The sequence below is a fragment of the Streptomyces sp. XD-27 genome (assembly GCF_030553055.1).
Taxonomy (GTDB): Bacteria; Actinomycetota; Actinomycetes; order Streptomycetales; family Streptomycetaceae; genus Streptomyces.
Genome location: NZ_CP130713.1, coordinates 7,450,890 through 7,467,593, shown reverse-complemented (window position 1 = coordinate 7,467,593; position 16,704 = coordinate 7,450,890). Strand labels below are relative to the sequence as shown.

Genomic DNA, 16,704 nt, shown 5'->3' with positions numbered 1-16,704 from the left:
ATCCGCCTTGCGAGCACACGCGGCGGTGCGGTGGTGTGCAGCGTGAAGGCGGGCTCGACCTTGTTCCACCCTGCTGGTCGAGGCCGGCACGGCGCCCGCGCGTCCACCCACGCCCGCTGCTCCGGCTCCGCCTCGCCGAACTCCTGGTACTCCAGCAGCTGCCGCAGCTCGCGCGCGTGGTCGAGGCGGGTGTTCGTCGGCTCGCCGTACGCCTTCAGCACCGAGGCGTCCCCGATGTCCGGGTGCTCGGCCAGGTAGTCCGCGAGCTCCACCGGGACGTCGGTCGGGTGGTCCAGGAACACCCCGAGGTAGGGCACCGTCGTCAGCTGGACTGCGAAGCCAAGCCGGTTATGCGCCCGCCGCTTCGATTCGGCCAGCTCCCGGTCCGCGTCGTCCAGGAAGAAGAACCGCTCCGACTCCGCGCGGGCCGGCGCCCCTCGGAACGCCGCGTACCCCGCGGCCTGCTCATCCGTCAGGAACTCGACCGGCATCCCGGACGTCCAGGCAGTTGATCAAAGCGACCGCCGAGGGTTCAACCACCACGGAACTACGGAACTGCAGGTCAACGGGCTCCGGAGAGCAGGGAGGGCTTAGCGCCGGTTTTCGTTCCGATGTTCCTCAGCACCCTAGCTGTGGGAGGAGAGCGTGCCGCTCGGGGTACAGGCAGCTACCAGCGTGTTCGTGCCTACCTGCACGACAAAAGCGCACCTCGCCAAGGCCGGTGACCGCCCGGCCGCCCTCGCCTCGGGCCGTCGCCGGGTGGATCCTCCGGCACCCGGGCACGTCACCGAGTCCGAGCAGCTTCAGCTCAAGGCCGTCCGGACACACTGCCCCGAACTCGATGCTCTGACCTGTCACGTTCGGTCTTCGCGGCTTGCTCACAGGGCGCCAGGGCGAGCGTCTGCCGGACCGGCTCGACACGTCCGGCAGGACGACCTGCCCAGCCTCCACACCCTCGCAGCCGGCGCCGAGGGGACACATCGAAATGATCTTGAGGGAGGGCGGGCAGAGCCGGTCGAACACCGGCTTGGGGTATGGCTCTCCAGCACCAAGAGCAGGCGCGGCAGACTCACCCAGGACCAGCGGACCGCGCTGACGGAGCCGGGCGCGCAGTGGGCGTGAACCACCGCTCCTGGGGCGGACCACCAGACAACCCGCAGAACGCCCTCCCGGATCGATCCCGCAAACGCGGTAGTGCGCAGCCGTCCGGTTGCGCCCCTGATGGAGCGGGCTCTGCATCCAGCCCGGAACCCAGGATCGATTGTCAGTGGTGGGTGAGAAGATCGGAGCACCGAGTCGGAAACAAAAGGGGGGAGCGGTCATGTCCGGAAGCCAGAACTACATCAACCACGTTGCTCTTGTGTTGGATGCCAGTTCGTCCATGACACACCTGAGCCGCAAGGTCGTCGAAGTCGCCGACCAGCAGATTGCCTATCTCGCCCGCCGATCGAAGGAACTGGACCAGGAAACCCGCGTCACGGTGTACGTCTTCGCGGACAAGGTGAAGTGCGTCATCTACGACAAGGACGTACTGCGGATGCCGTCCCTGAAACAGCTGTACCGGGTCGGCGGAATGACGGCTCTGCTGGCCGCCACACTCAAGTCACAGCGGGAGCTGGCGCAGACAGCCCAACTGTATGGCGACCACAGCTTCCTGACATTCATACTGACCGACGGACAGGAGAACGCAAGTCATCGCTGCCTGGATGCCCCTGCCAGGGATCCGCGTGAACTGGTCCAGGCCGTGGCCAAGATGTTCGCGACGCAGGAGGACAACTGGACGATGGCGGTCCTTGTGCCGGACCAGATGGGCAAGCGCGAGGCCATGCAGTGCGGTTTCCCCAAAGACAACATCGCCATCTGGGACGCCACAAGCACACAAGGCCTGGAGGAAGCCGGGCAGGTCATCCAGCAGGCCACCGAAAAATTCATGGTGGGCCGCACCCAGGGAATCCGGGGATCGCGCGCGGTTTTCTCCACAGGCGCAGAGGTGGTCAACAAGGACACCATCAAGGCAACCGGTCTCACCCCGGTGAATCCGTCGGAGTACCAGCTGATTCCGGTGGCTCGTGAAGCGGCGATCCGGGACTGGGTCATCGAATGCGGGCGCACTTTCCGTACCGGTTGCGCGTTCTATCAGTTGAGCAAGTCGGAGAAGATCCAGGCGCGAAAGCAGATTGCGGTGCTGGAGAAGAAGACGGACCGGGTGTACACGGGGCCGGAGGCCCGAGCCCTACTCGGCCTGCCGGATACGGAAGTCCGCGTCAAACCGGACCACAACGACGACTTCACAATCTTCGTACAAAGCACCAGCGTCAACCGGAAGCTGGTACCGCACACAAGGCTACTGCTCATGACCTGACACCTTTTGAAAAGCCCCGCCGGTCCCACCGGTGGGGCCGGCCGACCCCGGTCCCGGAGTGGGCTTGGGGTTTTAAGGTCCGGGTCGGAAATGCGCCTCGAATGTGAGCGGGGTCAGTTCTGGGCGGTGGGCCGGACGACGATCTCGTTCACGTCGACGGTTGCAGGCTGCTCGATGGCGAACGCGGTCAGGGCGACGGCCGTCAGCGGTGTCCGGGAGCGCCAGTGGTCCGGCCGCGATGTCCGCCACGGCCTCCTGCAGCAGCGGCACCATGTCGAAGCCCTCCGCCACGGCATGCTCCAGTTGCGCGAGCTTGGCGGCCAGGCGCTCGGGCAGTTGCTGTCCCGCTGCGGTGAGGTAGGGGCGGGCGGCGGCGAGGAGCTCGGTCTGGACCGCCTGGCCGGCGTCGCCGGCGAACGCCTCGGCCGCGTTGAACCGGCGTGGCGGGTCGGTGAAGCGGGCGCAGCGCAGATCAGCGTGCAGGTGGATGGTGGTCAGGTGGCCGAAGTCGCGTTCGGCCACGCCCACCTGGGCCAGCTCGCCGCTGCGGGTCAAGGTGAGCGTCACCTGGGCGGCGTCGAGAGCATCGACGAACTCGGGGACGTCGGTGTCGAGGGCGGCCACGACCGGCAGGTTCAGGCGGCGCGCGAGATGCGCCAGGTGCCGGGCGGCCGCGGGCAGGGCCGGGCCGGACAGCGGGACGAGGGGGTCGTGGGTGGGCGTGCTGGAGGCGGTCGACCACCACCAGGGCCAAGCCCTCGATGTCCGGGGCCGTCTCGGCGATCGCCTCGGCATTCAGCCCGGTGCCGTCATCGATGTGCACAGCGGCGTCGGCCGGCCGGGAACGCGCCTCGGCCGCGGCCTGCCGCTCCCGGTCAGTGAGGGTGCCCGCGCGCAGCCGGCGGTAGTCCACCCTCGCCTCGGCCGCGATGACCCGCATGGCGACATCGGTACGGGTCAGCCCGGACGCCGCATACAGCACAGGCAGACCACGGGTCAGAGCGGTGTGCCGGGCGGCTGCGGCGGCCAGCAGGCTGCCACCGGCGTGCGGCGCGGCCGCCACCACCGTCAACGCACTCGCGACCAGACCACCCAACGCGGTATCCACGACCGGTCAGGCCGAAAGCAAGCCGGTCAGCGGCGCGCGGCTCGGCGGTGGGGCGAGGGCTCCATCGACGACGTCGCCCAGGCCGTGCAGCCGACGCGGACGACGCGACACGGCCGCCGGGCCCCGGGTGGTCTCCGGTCCACGCTCCCCGGCCGGGATGACGGGACCCTCCCCCGCCCCGGTACCGGCCGGCTCCTCGGCCAGCCCCCGGCAGCGTCAGCCGAACCAGCACGGTCAGCCGACCCTGCACGGTCGGCCGAACCGGGCGCAGCAGCAGCGGGCGTGGTGGGGACGTCAGGGCCTTCCCGTGTACCGGCAGCAGGCACGACCGCGGGCATGGTGGGAGCGGCCGGGGTGACGGGGAGCCCGGGGGCACAGGCGGCGGCATCGGCCAGAGCGGACGAGGCGCCGACCTCGGCGCGCCCCAACACCGGACGCGGCAGCGGCGGAACCGGCGCACGCGCGGTCGGCGGCGAAACCGGAAGGAGCGACCTGCCGCTCGGACGCCACCGACTCCCCAGCCGACGATCCTCCCCTCGCGGGGTGTTGCGTGCCCTGCAACACCTCAGGAACGGGCACGGCGTCGGCTACCGGCCCGGCGCCTGGCGTGGTGGACTCACGCGCGGCGGAGTCGGTTGGCCCGGCCGTCGTAGTGCCGTCGACAGCAGCGGGCGGGGCCAGCGGCCGTCGACGCGGTCGCCTCCGGCGCCCGACCAGGCGCTGCGGACACAGCACCGGCAACAGGACCGATGGCAGGACCGGCCGGGGCAGGGCCTGAGCCGCCCCGGCCGGCGCAGGCGCGGAGACGGAGCTCGGTACCGGGAAGGAGGAGGCGACGGCCACGGAGTCCAGCTCGGCAGGATCCGGGGCGGCGGCCCTCGGCGGCCCGGACAGCGGGAGCGACGCCGCCGGGCACCAGGCAGGGGCGACGGCACGGGGTCGAGCTCGGCGCAGCCAGCAGCAGACGCGGAAGGCGACACGGCAGCGGAGGCTTCGGCAACCGTGGCCGACGCGGCGGGCGTGGTCTCACGGGTCCCGGTGAGGGCGGCATCGGCGGTGGTCGGCGCCGGCATGGCGGGCGCTGCCTTGCCAGCGGCCGGAGCGGGACCGGGCGCGTGTCGGCAGCCGGCGGAGCGGCGGCCGGTGCGTCGACGGGTACGGCCTGGTCGTCATCGCCGGGAACGGTCACCAGTCCCCAGTCCCCTGCCGGGCGGGAGCAGCGCGGCGTCGAGCAGGACCGTGACCGGTGTTGTCCGGTCCAGCAACACCTGCGGCACACCACCGGCTTCGGGTGTGCTGGCCACGGCCAGGTCGCCGAGCTTGGGGCGGGCCGCCGTCCGCGCCCACAACGGCCAGGACTTCATCCGGGCCCGGGCGGCCGGGTCGAATCGCGTCGGCAGGTCCCGCCACAGGATGCCGGTCCGCTGCCCGGAACAAGATCGGCGTTGATCACCTTGCGGTGGCACGTCCACCGCCCGCCCCGTCCCATGTGCTTCGGCAGGTGCGGCTCAAGCCGGGCCCACTCCCGATCCGACAGATCACCTCGCCCCACGCCGGCCGGAACGACACCAGCACGGCTCGGTCACGCGACCCGTCGGACACGCCTCAGGCGACCTTGGGGCCGCAGCGCATGCCGATGTAGACGCAGGCCGTGCCGTCCTCCAGGGTGGAGAAGACCACGGGCATGTAGTCCTCGCTGAACGCCGCGCCCACCCCGGTCCCCGCGAAGACCGTCTCCGTCACCGGTACCAGGTCTATTTCCAGGGGCTCGGAGAAGTCCTTCATACCGTCGACGAACTCGTACACCGCGTGGCCCGCACCGTCCCGCTCGGTCACGGTGATGACCACGCCCTCGCGCCGGTACGTGCCGACGAACGGCGCGAAGTCGACCACGGGCGGCTGGGCCGGCGGGGCGAAGGGCTCCGGCATCGTCACCCCGGCCAACTCGGCGAGGAGCTCCCGGTGGAGCGCCGCGTACAGTTCGCGCGCACCGCCGCCGTTGGTGAGCAGCGCGACCGCGACGCCCGCCGAGGGCACCACGCGCAGATAGCCGTACTGCCCGATCGAGGCGCCGTCGTGCCCGTACCCCTGGACGCCGTTCCAGTCGTACAGGGTCCAGCCCAGGCCCCAACCATCCGCGCTGACGGTCCACTTGTCGGGGGAGTCGACCACGCGCCGCTGCATCAGCGCGACCGTCCCCTCGGAGAGCACGCGCGTGCCGTCCTGCGCCACACCGCCGTTGAGGTGCATCTGCGCGAGCCGCGCGACGTCCCCGGCCGTGGCGATGACCCTGCCGTAGGGGCCGGCCGAGCGCGGCATCAGGTCCCAGGACGGTGCCGGGTCCGGGTCCTGGCCCGCTTCGCCCAGGTGCCCCATCGCCGCACGGAACCGCAGCGCCTCCTCGGGAAGCGTCACCGTGTGCGTGAGGCCGAGCGGAGTGAGGAGCAGGTCCTTCAGGGCCTCGTCCCAGACCTGGCCCGTCACCACCTCGACGATCCGGCCGAGCACGTTGTACCCGATGCTGCTGTACGAAATCGCGGTGCCGGGCGGGCAGTCGAGCGCCACACCCTTCGCGGCCTCGACGTACCTGGCGAGGCAGTCGTCGCCGCGCCCGCTGTCGTAGGTGAAGTCGCAGGTGAGACCGCTGGTGTGGCTGAGCAGCCGGCGTGTGGTGATCGCCCTGGTCGCCTCGGGGTCGGCGACCGAGAACTCCGGCAGCACGTCCACGATGGGCGCGTCCAGGTCCAGGCGGCCCGATTCGACGAGCCGCATGATCAGGGTGGCGGTGTAGATCTTGGCGATCGAGCCCATCTGGTAGACCGAGTCGGTCGTCGCCGTCACGCCCGTGCCGCGATGGAGCACACCACTGGCCAACTCGTGGACGGTCCCGTCCACGAGGAGCGCGAGGGACGCGGCCGGGACGTGGTGCTTGGCGCGCAGTGCGTCGAGGCGATTCTGCCAGTGGACGAGGTCCAGTTTCTTGCCCGCCGAGTCCCTGGTCCCCCAGTCGCCCTTGGCTTCCCAGTTGCCCTGCACGTCCCAGCTCACGTTCTTCGACATGTCAGCCCCCATCTGTTGCGTACGACGTTCCCCCGATGCGAACACTGTATGCATGACGTAACGCTGTACGCAAGGCGCGTACGGTGTGCGCTAACGTGGTGGGGACGATGGACGTGGGACGAGCAGAGACGAGGGCCGCATGCCAGCCGACGAGAAGCCGACCGCCTCGGTGTGGACCCGGCCGCGCCCCCGGCAGCGGGAACACCTGACCCGCGAGCAGATCGTCGCCGAAGCGATCCGCCTGCTGGACACGGAGGGCGTCGAGGAGCTCAGCATGCGCAAGCTCGGCACCCGCCTGGGTACGGCGGCCACCTCCCTGTACCGGCACGTGGCCAACAAGGACGAACTGATCGAGCTGGTCGTGGACGACGTCTACGGCGAACCGGACGTACCTACCGCCGTCGACGGCACCCGATGGCGCGCGGCCGTCACCCGCACCGCTACCGAACTGCGGGCCATGACCCTGCGCCACCCATGGATCGCCCCCGAACTGGGCCAGGTCGGCCTCGTCCACATCGGCCCCAACGCCATGCGGATGTCATCGGCGCTGCTCGCGCAGTTCGAGGCGGCGGGCTTCCCCGCGGACGAGATGGACCAGGCCATGGGCACACTCATGGCGTACGTCATCGGGATCGCGACCGCCGAGGCCGCGTACCTCTCACTGATCGCCCGCAGCGGCAAGACCGAGCAGGAGTGGGTGGCGGGCCTGCGACCGGCCTTCGACGAGGCCACGCAGGAGCACCCGCGGCTGCGCGCGGGAAGCTCCGCCCAACAGGACATGCACCCGCAACGGATCCGCGACGACAACTTCGCGTACGGGCTCGACCGCGTCCTCGATGGCCTGGCAGCCCGACTCACGCCCTAAAAAAGCGTGTTGCAGTATCAGGCCAACCCGCCGGTCTGGCCACCCTGCGGCCCGTCCAGAGCCGGCTCGCCCGAATCGGCCACAACAGCGCGCCGATCGGCAACACCGGGTTCAGGTTTCACTGGAAGGCGTTACGGATCCGAGCTTGCGGCCCAGTGCCCGTGCGGGCTGCCGGCCGGGTACCGGTGCGGGCTGCCGACCGGGTGCCGGTGCATAGGTGCGGGTACTGCGGTGCGCATCAGCGATGAAGGGCGATGAGCAGAGGGTCGCCGAGCCCGGCGGCGTCCACGTCAGCGCCGATGTAGTGGCCGACGGCGCGAAGCCCGGTGCGAAGTGCGGGAGTGCGCAGGGGCTGCGCTGCGGCGAACCACTGCGCCCGGTCGAAGAGACTGTGGGGACCTCCGCCGGCTGCGGTGGCCATACCCGGCTCGAAGCGTTCCATGGTGCGCCCGGCCCGCAGGTATTCGATGCCGGTCACGCCATCGCCGCCCTTGAAGACCTGGACGGTCTCGGTGTCACGGGAGAACCTGGGAGGACCACCGGCCTGAAGCCCTCCCCGCTCGCGGTCCCCGCAGCAGAACGACCACGGGCCAAGCGCGCCGACACGCAGCACTGCACCCGCCGTGCGGAGGAAAAAGCAGCGATGACCTGGGCCCAGGTGAGGACGGCGGCCCGGGTGAGGACGGCGGCCTGGGTGAGGTCGGCTCCGTACGCCTCAACCACTTCCTCGGCGGTTCCGCCGCGGGTGAAGGTGATGCACAACGCCGGAGTTCGGGGATCGGTGGCCCACTGCCATGCATCTTCGCGGTCGATGGTCATCATGGCTCCATGATCGGGCCGGGCCCCGGGCCGCTGCCCGGGACCCGGCCGGTAGGACGGATGGGGGGGCTCAGCTGATGATGGTCAACGTGTACTTCTCCGTGTCCAGGACGCGCCGGCCGCTCGCGAACCGGCCGAGCTCACCGCCGGCATCCCGGTTGTCATCCAGCGTGACGTGGCCCCGAACGCACAGCTCGGTCTTCTTCACCGGCTTGTCCGTCCTGGCCTCGTAGACCATCCACTGACCGATCTCGAACTTGGACACGATGTCCGCGCACAGCGCCCCGTCGCAGCCGCCTTCGAAAGTGACAGCGAAGGGGAAACCCATCGCAGGAGTCATCGGGCACGTGGTCCGATCAGCAAACACTGGGCACGGGTGACACGCTCTTCGTCGGCGTCCAGCACCTTCGTGGTGGAGGGCATACGGATCTCCGTTGCGGTAGGGGCGAGCGGATGAGGTGCGCGGCGGCGGCCGGGTGTCATGCCGCCGGCCGACACGCAGCCTTCAGCCGACCTACGGCGCGGCTGCGCCGCCGCTGCCACGCGCCGGCCGTGGTACCGGCGTGGGAGGCGGCCAGGGCGTCCGGGACAGGAGCGGTGTTGCAGTGCCAGGCGATCGCCTGACCGTCGGCCAGCGAGAGGGCGCCGGACTCCAACGCCTCCAGGACCAGCCCGAGCAGCTCCACCCGTGCGTCCCGTGCGTCGCCCGCTTCCAGCGCGGTGCCGGGCCCGGCCGGCTCCAGACCGGCCGCGGTCGCGGCGGCACGCACCGCGCGGGCGTGGGCCACCTCGTCCGGACCGGCCACGGTATCCGCCTGCTCCCCGGCGGCGGCCAGGTCGTCGCCGAAGAGCTCGCGCTCGGCGGCGATGTCACGGCACACACGGCCCAAGGCATCCAGCGTGAGGTTGGCGGCGGGACGGCCGGGCCGGGTGTGGATGCGGCCGGAGCGCGCCACGACGAACAGCGCGACCACCGCCATGTGACCGATCTCGTCGAAGGACCGGCCACCGAAGGGGCGGACCTGGCCACGGGCGATCCGCACCGCGGCCGGGATCATCGCCTGCACGATGATCCGGGCAGCCAGGACGGCCGATCGGCCACAGCTGGCGGCGCGCTCCAGGAGGGTGCGGAACACCGCGTCGACCAACTCAACGGTCAGCCCGTCGCCGCGCGGTTCGAGGGTGGCCAACACCTCGGCCGGGCCGAGGGCCCACCACGGGGAATCGGCCAGCGCGGCGACGCCCCCGGCCAGCCAATCGGTCACCCGCCATCCGGTCACGGTGGTCCGGGCGGAGGTGTCCGCGCACAGCACCGCCCACTCGGCATCCAGACGGTCGAAGATCCCGCCGGTGGTGAGGACGGGACACGACAGGTTGTCCACGGCACAGCTCCTTTCGGATCTCGTGCCGAGAACCCTCCTCACCTGGGCTTACCCAAAGGCTTGCCCGAAGGCTTGCCCAACCCCCTCAAAGAGCAAGTGGGAGGCTTGCCCACGTCGCGGGCAACCAGTCAGTGACCAATCAGGCAAGCCACCCAAGGAGCCGGGCAAGCCCCTGTCACCGATCGAACCGCCCCTGGGCAAGCCCCCTTCAGGGGCTGGGCAAGCCCGGAGGCTACACGGACTCGCGGCTACCGCCGGGGCCGCCGATCGGTCATGACCGATGCCCGATGAGGCCCGGATCGGTCACCGGTCACCAGCGCCCGGTATCGGTCACAGGCCCATCAGTCACCGGTCACCGCCATCGACCACGAGGCATCAGTCACCGCCCATCGGTCACGACCGCCTGTGGGCGAACACGAGTGGCCGATAACCGGCCCCAGTCATCAGCCACTGGCTGGACGACGTCGGTCAGCTACCGACCGACCGAAGGTGCGCACGGCCGGACCTCTGACGCTGCTCCTCCAGATACTCCGCCGCCGCAATGACCCGCCACTGCCCCGTCTTCGCGGACAGCTCGAACCTGCGAGCGACCTCCGACCCGGAAAGCTTCTTCCCGGTGCGCTCCGCCTCGGTCAGCCACTCGGCGACGAGGACGATCTACTGCCGCACCGGGTCCAGGTCCGGCTCCTGAGTCTGCTGCTCGGGGAGCCACGCCACAACCGCGCCCGAATCGGGCACCGCAGCCTCCCCGACAACCGAATCACCCGCAGCAGCCTCCAAGCCCCCGCTGGCCGCCGGGACATCGAGAACGGTCTCCCCCGGCACTCCCCCACCCGTCGTCGCCGGTGTCGCTTCTACGATCCAGCGCATGATCGACCCCGAGGTGCGGGAGCAGGTCACGGAGCCGCACGCGGAGCTGGAGTCTGGCGAGGTAGCTCTCGGGTGTTTTGTCGTAGCGGGTGGCGATGCCTCGCCAGTCCTTCAGTGTCCGCGTCCGTGGACACCGGACGATCTGCCGCGCGTTCACCGAGGCGCGGGGCTGATGGCGTCGGCCCGGCAGGCTCCACAGACCTGTGCGGGGCCGCCTTCGGTACGCACCAGGGCAGCGGCGGCGGCGACGAAGGCGCGGATGCGGGCGTTGTCCCCCGCTGTCCGCCATACCGCACCGAACTCGGCGGGTGGCGCATCCGAGTAGGGGACGAAGGCGATCGTCGGGCGGGTCTGGTACACCGCTGTCTGGCTCGGGACGGGGTGGACGCCATGGCCGGCGCCGACCCGGGCCAGCGTCTCCTGGAGCGAGCCGGCCGGCAGCACGCTCTCGCCGGCGAGGTCGCCTTCGCCGACCGCGTCGCGGCGGGCCAGCCGGTGGCGGGCGGGAACGGCGAGCATCACGGCGTCGGATATCAGCACCGGCCCGGCCGTCAAGTCCGGTTCGCTGACGGGGAATCGGACGATGGCCAGATCGACTTCGCCGGACCGGAGGGGCCTGTACGGATCGCCTTCGGGGACCTCATGGAGTCGCACCTCGCACTCAGGGTTGCCGGTGCGCAGGGCGGTCTGGACGGAGAGCGCCAAGTCACCCTGGAGCGCACCGGAGAAGCCCACGTGCAGCGGTCCGGCAACACCCCGGCCGGCCTCGGTCGCACGCGCGATCCCTTCCTGGATACGTACGAACGCCGGGCCGATGTCGTCCCGTAGGCGACGGCCTACCGGAGTGAGGGCGACCCGCCGGCTGGTCCGCTCGAACAGCGCGGTGCCGAACCGGCGCTCCAGCTTCTTGATGGTCTGGCTGACCCGGGCCTGCGAGACGAGCAGCCGCTCGGCGGTGCGCGCGAAGTGCAGTTCCTCGGCAAGCGTCAGGAAGATCTCGATCTCACGGCTTTCCATAACTCTCAGGTTATCGATCGTTGCAGGGATCGGCATTGTTCGGAAGTCGCCGCACGAGCAAGGTTGATGACATCACCTCCGCAGGTCCCGCCCGGAGGCGGTATCCAGAAGTCACGAGGAATGGAGCACACCATGGCACAGCCGCTCATCGTCATCACCGGCGCCGGTACGGGCATCGGCGCGGCCACCGCACGCGCCTTCGCCGACCGCGGTCACCCGCTCCTGCTGCTCGGCCGTCGCCTCGACCGGCTCACCGGCCTGGGCCTGCCCCGCGCGCTGGCGCGGGCGGTGGACGTCACCGACCGCTCCGCGGTGGCCGCCGCGGTCGCCGAGGCCGAGGCCGCCTTCGGACCCACCGACGCGCTCGTGAACAACGCCGGGACGATGCTGCTCGGCGAGGTCGCCGCCCAACCAGCCCAGCAATGGGACCAGATGGTGGACGTGAATGTGCGCGGCCTGCTCAACGGTATCGCCGCGGTACTGCCCGGCATGGTCGACCGCGGAACCGGCACAGTGATCAACATCGGCTCGGTGGCAGGTCTCAAGAGCTACCCGAAGCACACCGTCTACAGCGGCACCAAAGCCGCGGTGCACGCGATCTCGGAGAGCCTGCGCGAGGAGGTCGCCGCGCACGGAGTGCGGGTGGTGACCATCGCCCCGGGCGCGGTCCGTACGGACCTGCTGTCGCACACCACCGACGAGGCCGCCAAAGCCGATTACCAGGCATTCAAGGACGCGGTGGAACTGCCGACGGCCGATGAGATCGCGGAGGCGGTCCGTTGGGTCTACGAGCAACCGCAGCGGATCACCGTCCGCGAACTGGTACTGGCCGCGACCGGACAGGCCGCGTGACAGACCAGGAGAGGGAACCGCCGAGCGTGCGGCACAAACTCCCCGTGGGTACGCCGCACCCTCAGTTGGAGCGTGCGCCGAGTTCAGATCACGAGTTGGTCGTTCTGCTGTCCCGGCTGGGCCCGGGACGGTAGACAGGCGGCATGGCTCGGGGTGGTCTCACGGACGACGAGTGGGTGCTTCGCCCTCTTGGACTGCCTACATGGGCGGACAAGCTGGTTGGTGAAGTGATGCGACTCCTCCTGGAGGCGTACTACGAGCCGCAGTTCTCCGACCGTTCCTCGCCACCGTGCCCGCGCCCCGGGCTGCTTTGGCTCAGCCCAGCGCGTTCATCAGGGCGGTGACATAGGCATTCAGCCGCTCCTCCACGGCCCGCGTCGTCAGCTCTGCCCTCCCTGCCTCCCGCCATGGCTGCGCCATCTGCTGCACTTCTTCTGAGCACGCCAGCCCGTCCCGCACCCGCCAGTACAGCCGCTCGCTCGCGGCCGCGGCCAGCACCCCGCCGGCCTCCTCATACGCCTCGGCGAACCGCAGACCCCACGCCGGGCCGTGCAGAATCGCGAGGTTGGTGGAACAGTGCGCCACATCGAGATCCGCCGGGCCCCAGGAGGTCGCTGCCCAGTCGACGACCCCCGTGATCCGGGCACCCGCCGGCCTTGAAGGCGGCACGTCGAACAGCACGTTGCCGGGTTGGAAGTCCCGGTGCAGGAATCGCCCTGCATAGGGCGGCGCGGGCTTGCGGATCACGTCGATCGCCGCGGCCCATACCGCCGCGTCGGCGCCCTTCGGAACCACGACGGTGTCCGCGGTCGTCAACGCCACATACTCTGGGAGCCGCTCGGCGGGTCGCAACGCGTGGATCGCCACGAGTTGACGGGCCAGCAGAGGAACGTGCGTCTCCAATCCCTCATCGTCGAGGACCGTTCGTCCCGCCAGGTGTGTCATCAGGAGCGACGGATACTCGCAATGCGTGGCGGTCTGATCGACCGCGACCAGTCCAGGAGCCGGCACGCCGGTCCCCGCGAGCAGGGTCAGGGCGGCGGCTTCCCTGTTCAACCAGTCCTCGGCGTGCGCCACGTTGACGAAGGTCCGCAGCACCAGGTCACGGGCGCCTCCGTCCCGCGTGCTGATGGTCAGCCTCCGCATTTCGGCAGTGATGCCGCCCTGCAGCGCCTCGGCTCTGACGATCCGTTCGCCGACCTCCAGGTGCCGGCTCACCCAAGCCAGGGCCAACGGTCGGACAGCCGCCGCCTCATCGTGGTTGGTCACTGTGCCAGCTCATCATCCGGACGGCGGCACGCGCAAAAGCATTCGTTGGAGGCGATGGCACGCTGCTTTGCTCCTCTCACAGCTGCCACAGGCACCGTTCAGGCACTCGCATCGAACCGTGGCCACAGCTTGGAATTCCCCGTTCAGCGGACTCCGGCATTGATCGTAGGGAGCCGTCACGATCAGTCACTGAAGCAGGATCATCTTGCGGAGTAGTTCGAATCCGGCGCGTCCGTATAGCTGCCTTTTGATCTTCTTGATGCGGTTCACGGCGCCCTCGGTTCCGCCAGAGCTCCATTCCAGGGTGAGTCCGGCTGTCACAGCGTCGAAGTCACGGCGCAGGTGGCATGCGAAGCCGGTGAGGCCGGGCAGTTGGCCGGCTTCGACAGCGTCGATCCAGCTGGGGAGCATGGCGCCGAGGCGATCGGTGAGTATCTCGCCGAAGCAGCGGATGCGCTCGGCGGCCGTGTCCAACTCGGGGCAGTGGGCCAGGACGGCCTTCAAGGCTGTGCGGCCGTCCTCGCTCAAGGACGTGGGATGGCGGGTGAGCCAGCCAGTCACCTGCCGCACTGTCGGTGGTGGGGGCGGTGCTTCGGGCGGAGAAGCACGCAGGGCGGCGATATGAGCGCGGACCATGCCGTAGGTGACGGGAGCATTCTCGGCGAGCAGTTCACGGTGCAGCCGGGTGACACTCGTGCACCCTTCGGCGAATCGCCGCTCCAGGTAGGACTTGTACGGATCGAGTCGGCTGGGCCGGGGCCGGCCTTCGCGGATGGTGTCCTGCCAGCGGGGCGCGCTCGCATAGCGCAGCACGGTGTTGAGGCCCCAGCCCATGTGTCGGGCGACCGCCCGGCGCGAGTGGCCCTGCGCGAGCAGCTCGTGGACCTGGGCATGCGCGGCCTTCTTGCGCTGGGCCCGCGGCCCGGAAGGATCCCGGACACCGTGGTCCGAGTCGCTCTGTGGCAGGGCGGTGCCCGAACGCACCGGTTCCCACAGCGTGTCGGCGGACGACGGCTTGGGTTCCAGTGGCGGGGCCCGCAGGCAGTCACGGTGGGCGGCGACGCAAGTCTCCACCGCCCGGCCGAGGCCCTGCCAGAGGTGGAACCGGTCGGCGACCTGGAGAGCGTCAGGGGCACCGAGCCGGGCCCCTTCGGCGTAGGCACCTGCCCGGTCCCGGCAGATGATCTCCACGCCGGGGGTGCGCGGTGAGCCACGCGGCGAGCGGTCCCGCTGCACGTCCGGGCAGGACATCGATCGGATGGTGGCGTACACCGTCAGTGATCACAGTGGCGTACGACTGTCCGCGCCGGGTGGCGAAATCGTCAACCCCCAGCACCCGCGGCGTGCTGGACTGCGGATCCGGCATCGCCATGACCCGGCGCAGCAAGATCATCCTCCCTGCGCCAAAGCCCAGTTGGGCAGCCAGCCGGGAGCCAGCCCGTCCGGCCAGTGCCAGCCCGATGCGCTCCAAGGCGCGGTTGAGCCGACTGGTGAAGCGCGCGTACGGGGTGGTCAACTGTGCAAACGGCTCGGCGAACGTCCGGCGTGGGCAGTCCGCCGAGCCACAGATGAAACGCCGGACCGTCAACAGGATCACGACGCGGAACTCACCGAGCGGGAGATCTCTGAGTCTGCGCTGGTAGGAGTCATGCCACCCGGTCCGAAAAGCGCCTGCAGTCCGGGCGGGCCGCTCCGGCAGCCCGGCCTCTTGCCGCCACGTCGACCGTGCCGAAAGCGGCCGTCACCGCCTCGACGACCAGGTCGTCGATCCCGTCGAACACCAGCGAACCCCAGAACGATGCGTCGGCCTGCATACCCAACACCGTCACCGGCCACGGCCCCGAACGATGGAGAAATACAGCTACCTGACGGAGCGCCACTACCTACTGTTCGGCATCACGGCGTACGCGGTCTCACACTCGATTGGTGAATCGCGATCGAATACTGCGGTCACCCTCCGCGACCGCTCCCCAAGATCTGTGCCAGAGCCTTGTTTTGACGTCACTTGGGGGCTTGCGGTGGGACTGTGAGGTGTGCTTCTCCGCTGGGGGCCTCATGGGTAACTCGCAGTCGAAGGTCGAGTTGTACGCGGCGATCCGCCGGTCACCGGATGGGCATGTCGCTGCGTGCGCTTCAGCGCACGCACAACGTGACCTGGAGAACGTCCGGCGGGCCCTGGACGGGCAGTGGCCCGAGCCGCGGAAGAAGCAGCGGCGCAAGGAGTCCCGGCTCGATCCCCACAAGCCGCTGATCGACGGGATGCTGCGGGCTGGCCTGGACGCTCCGCCCAATCATCCAGACCGGCACCGAGTCCTACCGCCTCGCCCACACCAAAGCCCTGGCCGAGCAAACCCAGGCCAGCTGAACGGCGTCGCATGGCCGACCCCGGAGCCAGCGGGGTCGGCAGTTGGGCGAGATCAGCCGTTGACTTCCCGCGCCACGCGCTCCAGTCGGCACCGGTGGCCCTCCCACCATGCCTGATCACCTGGCGGCATGTTGTCCTTGCCCTGCAAATGCCCGACGGATCCGTCGATGAGCTCTCGCACGATGTCCGCGTGGCCGGCATGCCGCTGAGTATCGGAGATCACGCGCACCAGGATGTGGTGCAGTGTCACCTCTCCACGTTCCTCGGGCCACCACGGGACACGGCCGAGCGCTTCCAGCGTGAGTGCCGCGATCGTGCTGTCGGAGTGCTTCCACGCCTGCCGATACAGCCCGAGGATGTCTTCGCGCGACTCGTCTGCAGTGGCCCACATGTCTGAATTGGGTTCTGTGTCCTCGGTATACCACCAGGGCGGCGGGTCCGCGTCGAAGAACGGCCGCCCGAACGTGTCGCCGAAGTAACCCAGTTCCACGCTAGCGACATGCTTGACCAGCCCCAACAGGTTCGTGCCCGTGGGGGTCAGCGGGCGGCGGATGTCGTACTCCGAGAGCCCATCGAGCTTCCACACCAGGGCATCACGCGCCTCTTGCAGGTATCGGAGTAGGTCCGCTTTCGGGTTCGGTTCGATCATGCCGGGCAGTCTTCCACCCGGCACTGACAGTCGGGAGTGAAATCAAAAGCCACTGACATTGATCTTGTCTGACGTCGAGAAACGAC

Annotated in this window: 14 protein-coding genes and 3 pseudogenes; 4 read left to right on the top strand and 13 right to left on the bottom strand. The window is 69.7% G+C overall.

Annotated features, from left to right (window positions below; translation table 11 throughout):
• Window positions 1–92: 92 nt before the first annotated feature.
• A pseudogene (locus Q3Y56_RS33685) lies at window positions 93–491 on the bottom strand (DUF4158 domain-containing protein); the annotation flags it as partial.
• A gap of 830 nt (window positions 492–1,321) precedes the next feature.
• Here Q3Y56_RS33685 and Q3Y56_RS32895 point away from each other — a divergent pair.
• On the top strand, window positions 1,322–2,362 hold the full coding sequence (locus Q3Y56_RS32895) for a vWA domain-containing protein (protein ID WP_304465362.1): 1,041 nt from the start codon (window positions 1,322–1,324) through the stop codon (window positions 2,360–2,362).
• A 472-nt stretch (window positions 2,363–2,834) separates the two neighbouring features.
• Here Q3Y56_RS32895 and Q3Y56_RS33680 read toward each other — a convergent pair whose 3' ends face one another.
• The 4 genes and pseudogenes from Q3Y56_RS33680 to Q3Y56_RS32875 form a co-directional block, all read right to left on the bottom strand.
• Window positions 2,835–3,470 (bottom strand): DnaB-like helicase C-terminal domain-containing protein, encoded by a 636-nt coding sequence (locus Q3Y56_RS33680; protein ID WP_369696833.1) that lies wholly within the window; start codon window positions 3,468–3,470, stop codon window positions 2,835–2,837.
• A gap of 1,169 nt (window positions 3,471–4,639) precedes the next feature.
• On the bottom strand, window positions 4,640–4,834 hold the full coding sequence (locus tag Q3Y56_RS32885) for a hypothetical protein (RefSeq protein WP_304465915.1): 195 nt from the start codon (window positions 4,832–4,834) through the stop codon (window positions 4,640–4,642).
• Window positions 4,835–4,855: 21 nt separating this feature from the next.
• A pseudogene (locus tag Q3Y56_RS32880) lies at window positions 4,856–5,022 on the bottom strand (transposase); the annotation flags it as partial.
• 53 nt (window positions 5,023–5,075) lie between these two features.
• On the bottom strand, window positions 5,076–6,530 hold the full coding sequence (locus tag Q3Y56_RS32875; RefSeq protein WP_304465361.1) for a serine hydrolase: 1,455 nt from the start codon (window positions 6,528–6,530) through the stop codon (window positions 5,076–5,078).
• Between the two features lie 139 nt (window positions 6,531–6,669).
• Here Q3Y56_RS32875 and Q3Y56_RS32870 point away from each other — a divergent pair, with 139 nt between their 5' ends.
• Complete coding sequence (locus Q3Y56_RS32870) at window positions 6,670–7,395, top strand: TetR/AcrR family transcriptional regulator (RefSeq protein WP_304465360.1); 726 nt, start codon at window positions 6,670–6,672, stop codon at window positions 7,393–7,395.
• Between the two features lie 238 nt (window positions 7,396–7,633).
• Here the strand turns inward: Q3Y56_RS32870 and Q3Y56_RS32865 are convergent, their stop codons facing one another.
• The 4 genes from Q3Y56_RS32865 to Q3Y56_RS32850 all read right to left on the bottom strand — a co-directional run bounded on the left by Q3Y56_RS32865 (window position 7,634) and on the right by Q3Y56_RS32850 (window position 11,483).
• Window positions 7,634–8,008, bottom strand: a complete 375-nt coding sequence (locus tag Q3Y56_RS32865; protein ID WP_304465359.1) for a hypothetical protein — start codon at window positions 8,006–8,008, stop codon at window positions 7,634–7,636.
• Window positions 8,009–8,284: 276 nt separating this feature from the next.
• Entirely contained in the window at window positions 8,285–8,542 is a 258-nt protein-coding gene (locus tag Q3Y56_RS32860) for a hypothetical protein (RefSeq protein ID WP_304465358.1), read from the bottom strand.
• 151 nt (window positions 8,543–8,693) lie between these two features.
• Window positions 8,694–9,596: a hypothetical protein gene (locus Q3Y56_RS32855; protein ID WP_304465357.1), complete on the bottom strand. Its 903-nt coding sequence runs from the start codon at window positions 9,594–9,596 to the stop codon at window positions 8,694–8,696.
• 1,023 nt (window positions 9,597–10,619) lie between these two features.
• Window positions 10,620–11,483: a LysR family transcriptional regulator gene (locus Q3Y56_RS32850; RefSeq protein ID WP_304465356.1), complete on the bottom strand. Its 864-nt coding sequence runs from the start codon at window positions 11,481–11,483 to the stop codon at window positions 10,620–10,622.
• 132 nt (window positions 11,484–11,615) lie between these two features.
• On the opposite strand from Q3Y56_RS32850, the gene Q3Y56_RS32845 reads away from it, so the two are divergent.
• Window positions 11,616–12,335: an SDR family oxidoreductase gene (locus tag Q3Y56_RS32845; RefSeq protein WP_304465355.1), complete on the top strand. Its 720-nt coding sequence runs from the start codon at window positions 11,616–11,618 to the stop codon at window positions 12,333–12,335.
• A gap of 182 nt (window positions 12,336–12,517) precedes the next feature.
• Window positions 12,518–12,616 (top strand): annotated as a pseudogene (locus Q3Y56_RS32840) (RNA-directed DNA polymerase); the annotation flags it as partial.
• A 34-nt stretch (window positions 12,617–12,650) separates the two neighbouring features.
• On the opposite strand, the gene Q3Y56_RS32835 reads toward Q3Y56_RS32840, so the two are convergent.
• From Q3Y56_RS32835 to Q3Y56_RS32815, 4 genes are all read right to left on the bottom strand, one after another.
• Window positions 12,651–13,604 carry a phosphotransferase family protein gene (locus Q3Y56_RS32835; RefSeq protein ID WP_304465354.1) on the bottom strand — a complete coding sequence of 318 codons (954 nt, stop codon included), beginning with the start codon at window positions 13,602–13,604 and terminating at the stop codon, window positions 12,651–12,653.
• A gap of 186 nt (window positions 13,605–13,790) precedes the next feature.
• Window positions 13,791–14,855 carry a transposase gene (locus Q3Y56_RS33675; protein ID WP_369696832.1) on the bottom strand — a complete coding sequence of 355 codons (1,065 nt, stop codon included), beginning with the start codon at window positions 14,853–14,855 and terminating at the stop codon, window positions 13,791–13,793.
• A gap of 395 nt (window positions 14,856–15,250) precedes the next feature.
• The gene (locus Q3Y56_RS32820) at window positions 15,251–15,418 is read right to left on the bottom strand and encodes a hypothetical protein (protein WP_304465353.1); all 168 of its coding nucleotides are present in this window, start codon (window positions 15,416–15,418) and stop codon (window positions 15,251–15,253) included.
• 603 nt (window positions 15,419–16,021) lie between these two features.
• Window positions 16,022–16,618: a DinB family protein gene (locus tag Q3Y56_RS32815; RefSeq protein ID WP_304465352.1), complete on the bottom strand. Its 597-nt coding sequence runs from the start codon at window positions 16,616–16,618 to the stop codon at window positions 16,022–16,024.
• Window positions 16,619–16,704: the final 86 nt, after the last annotated feature.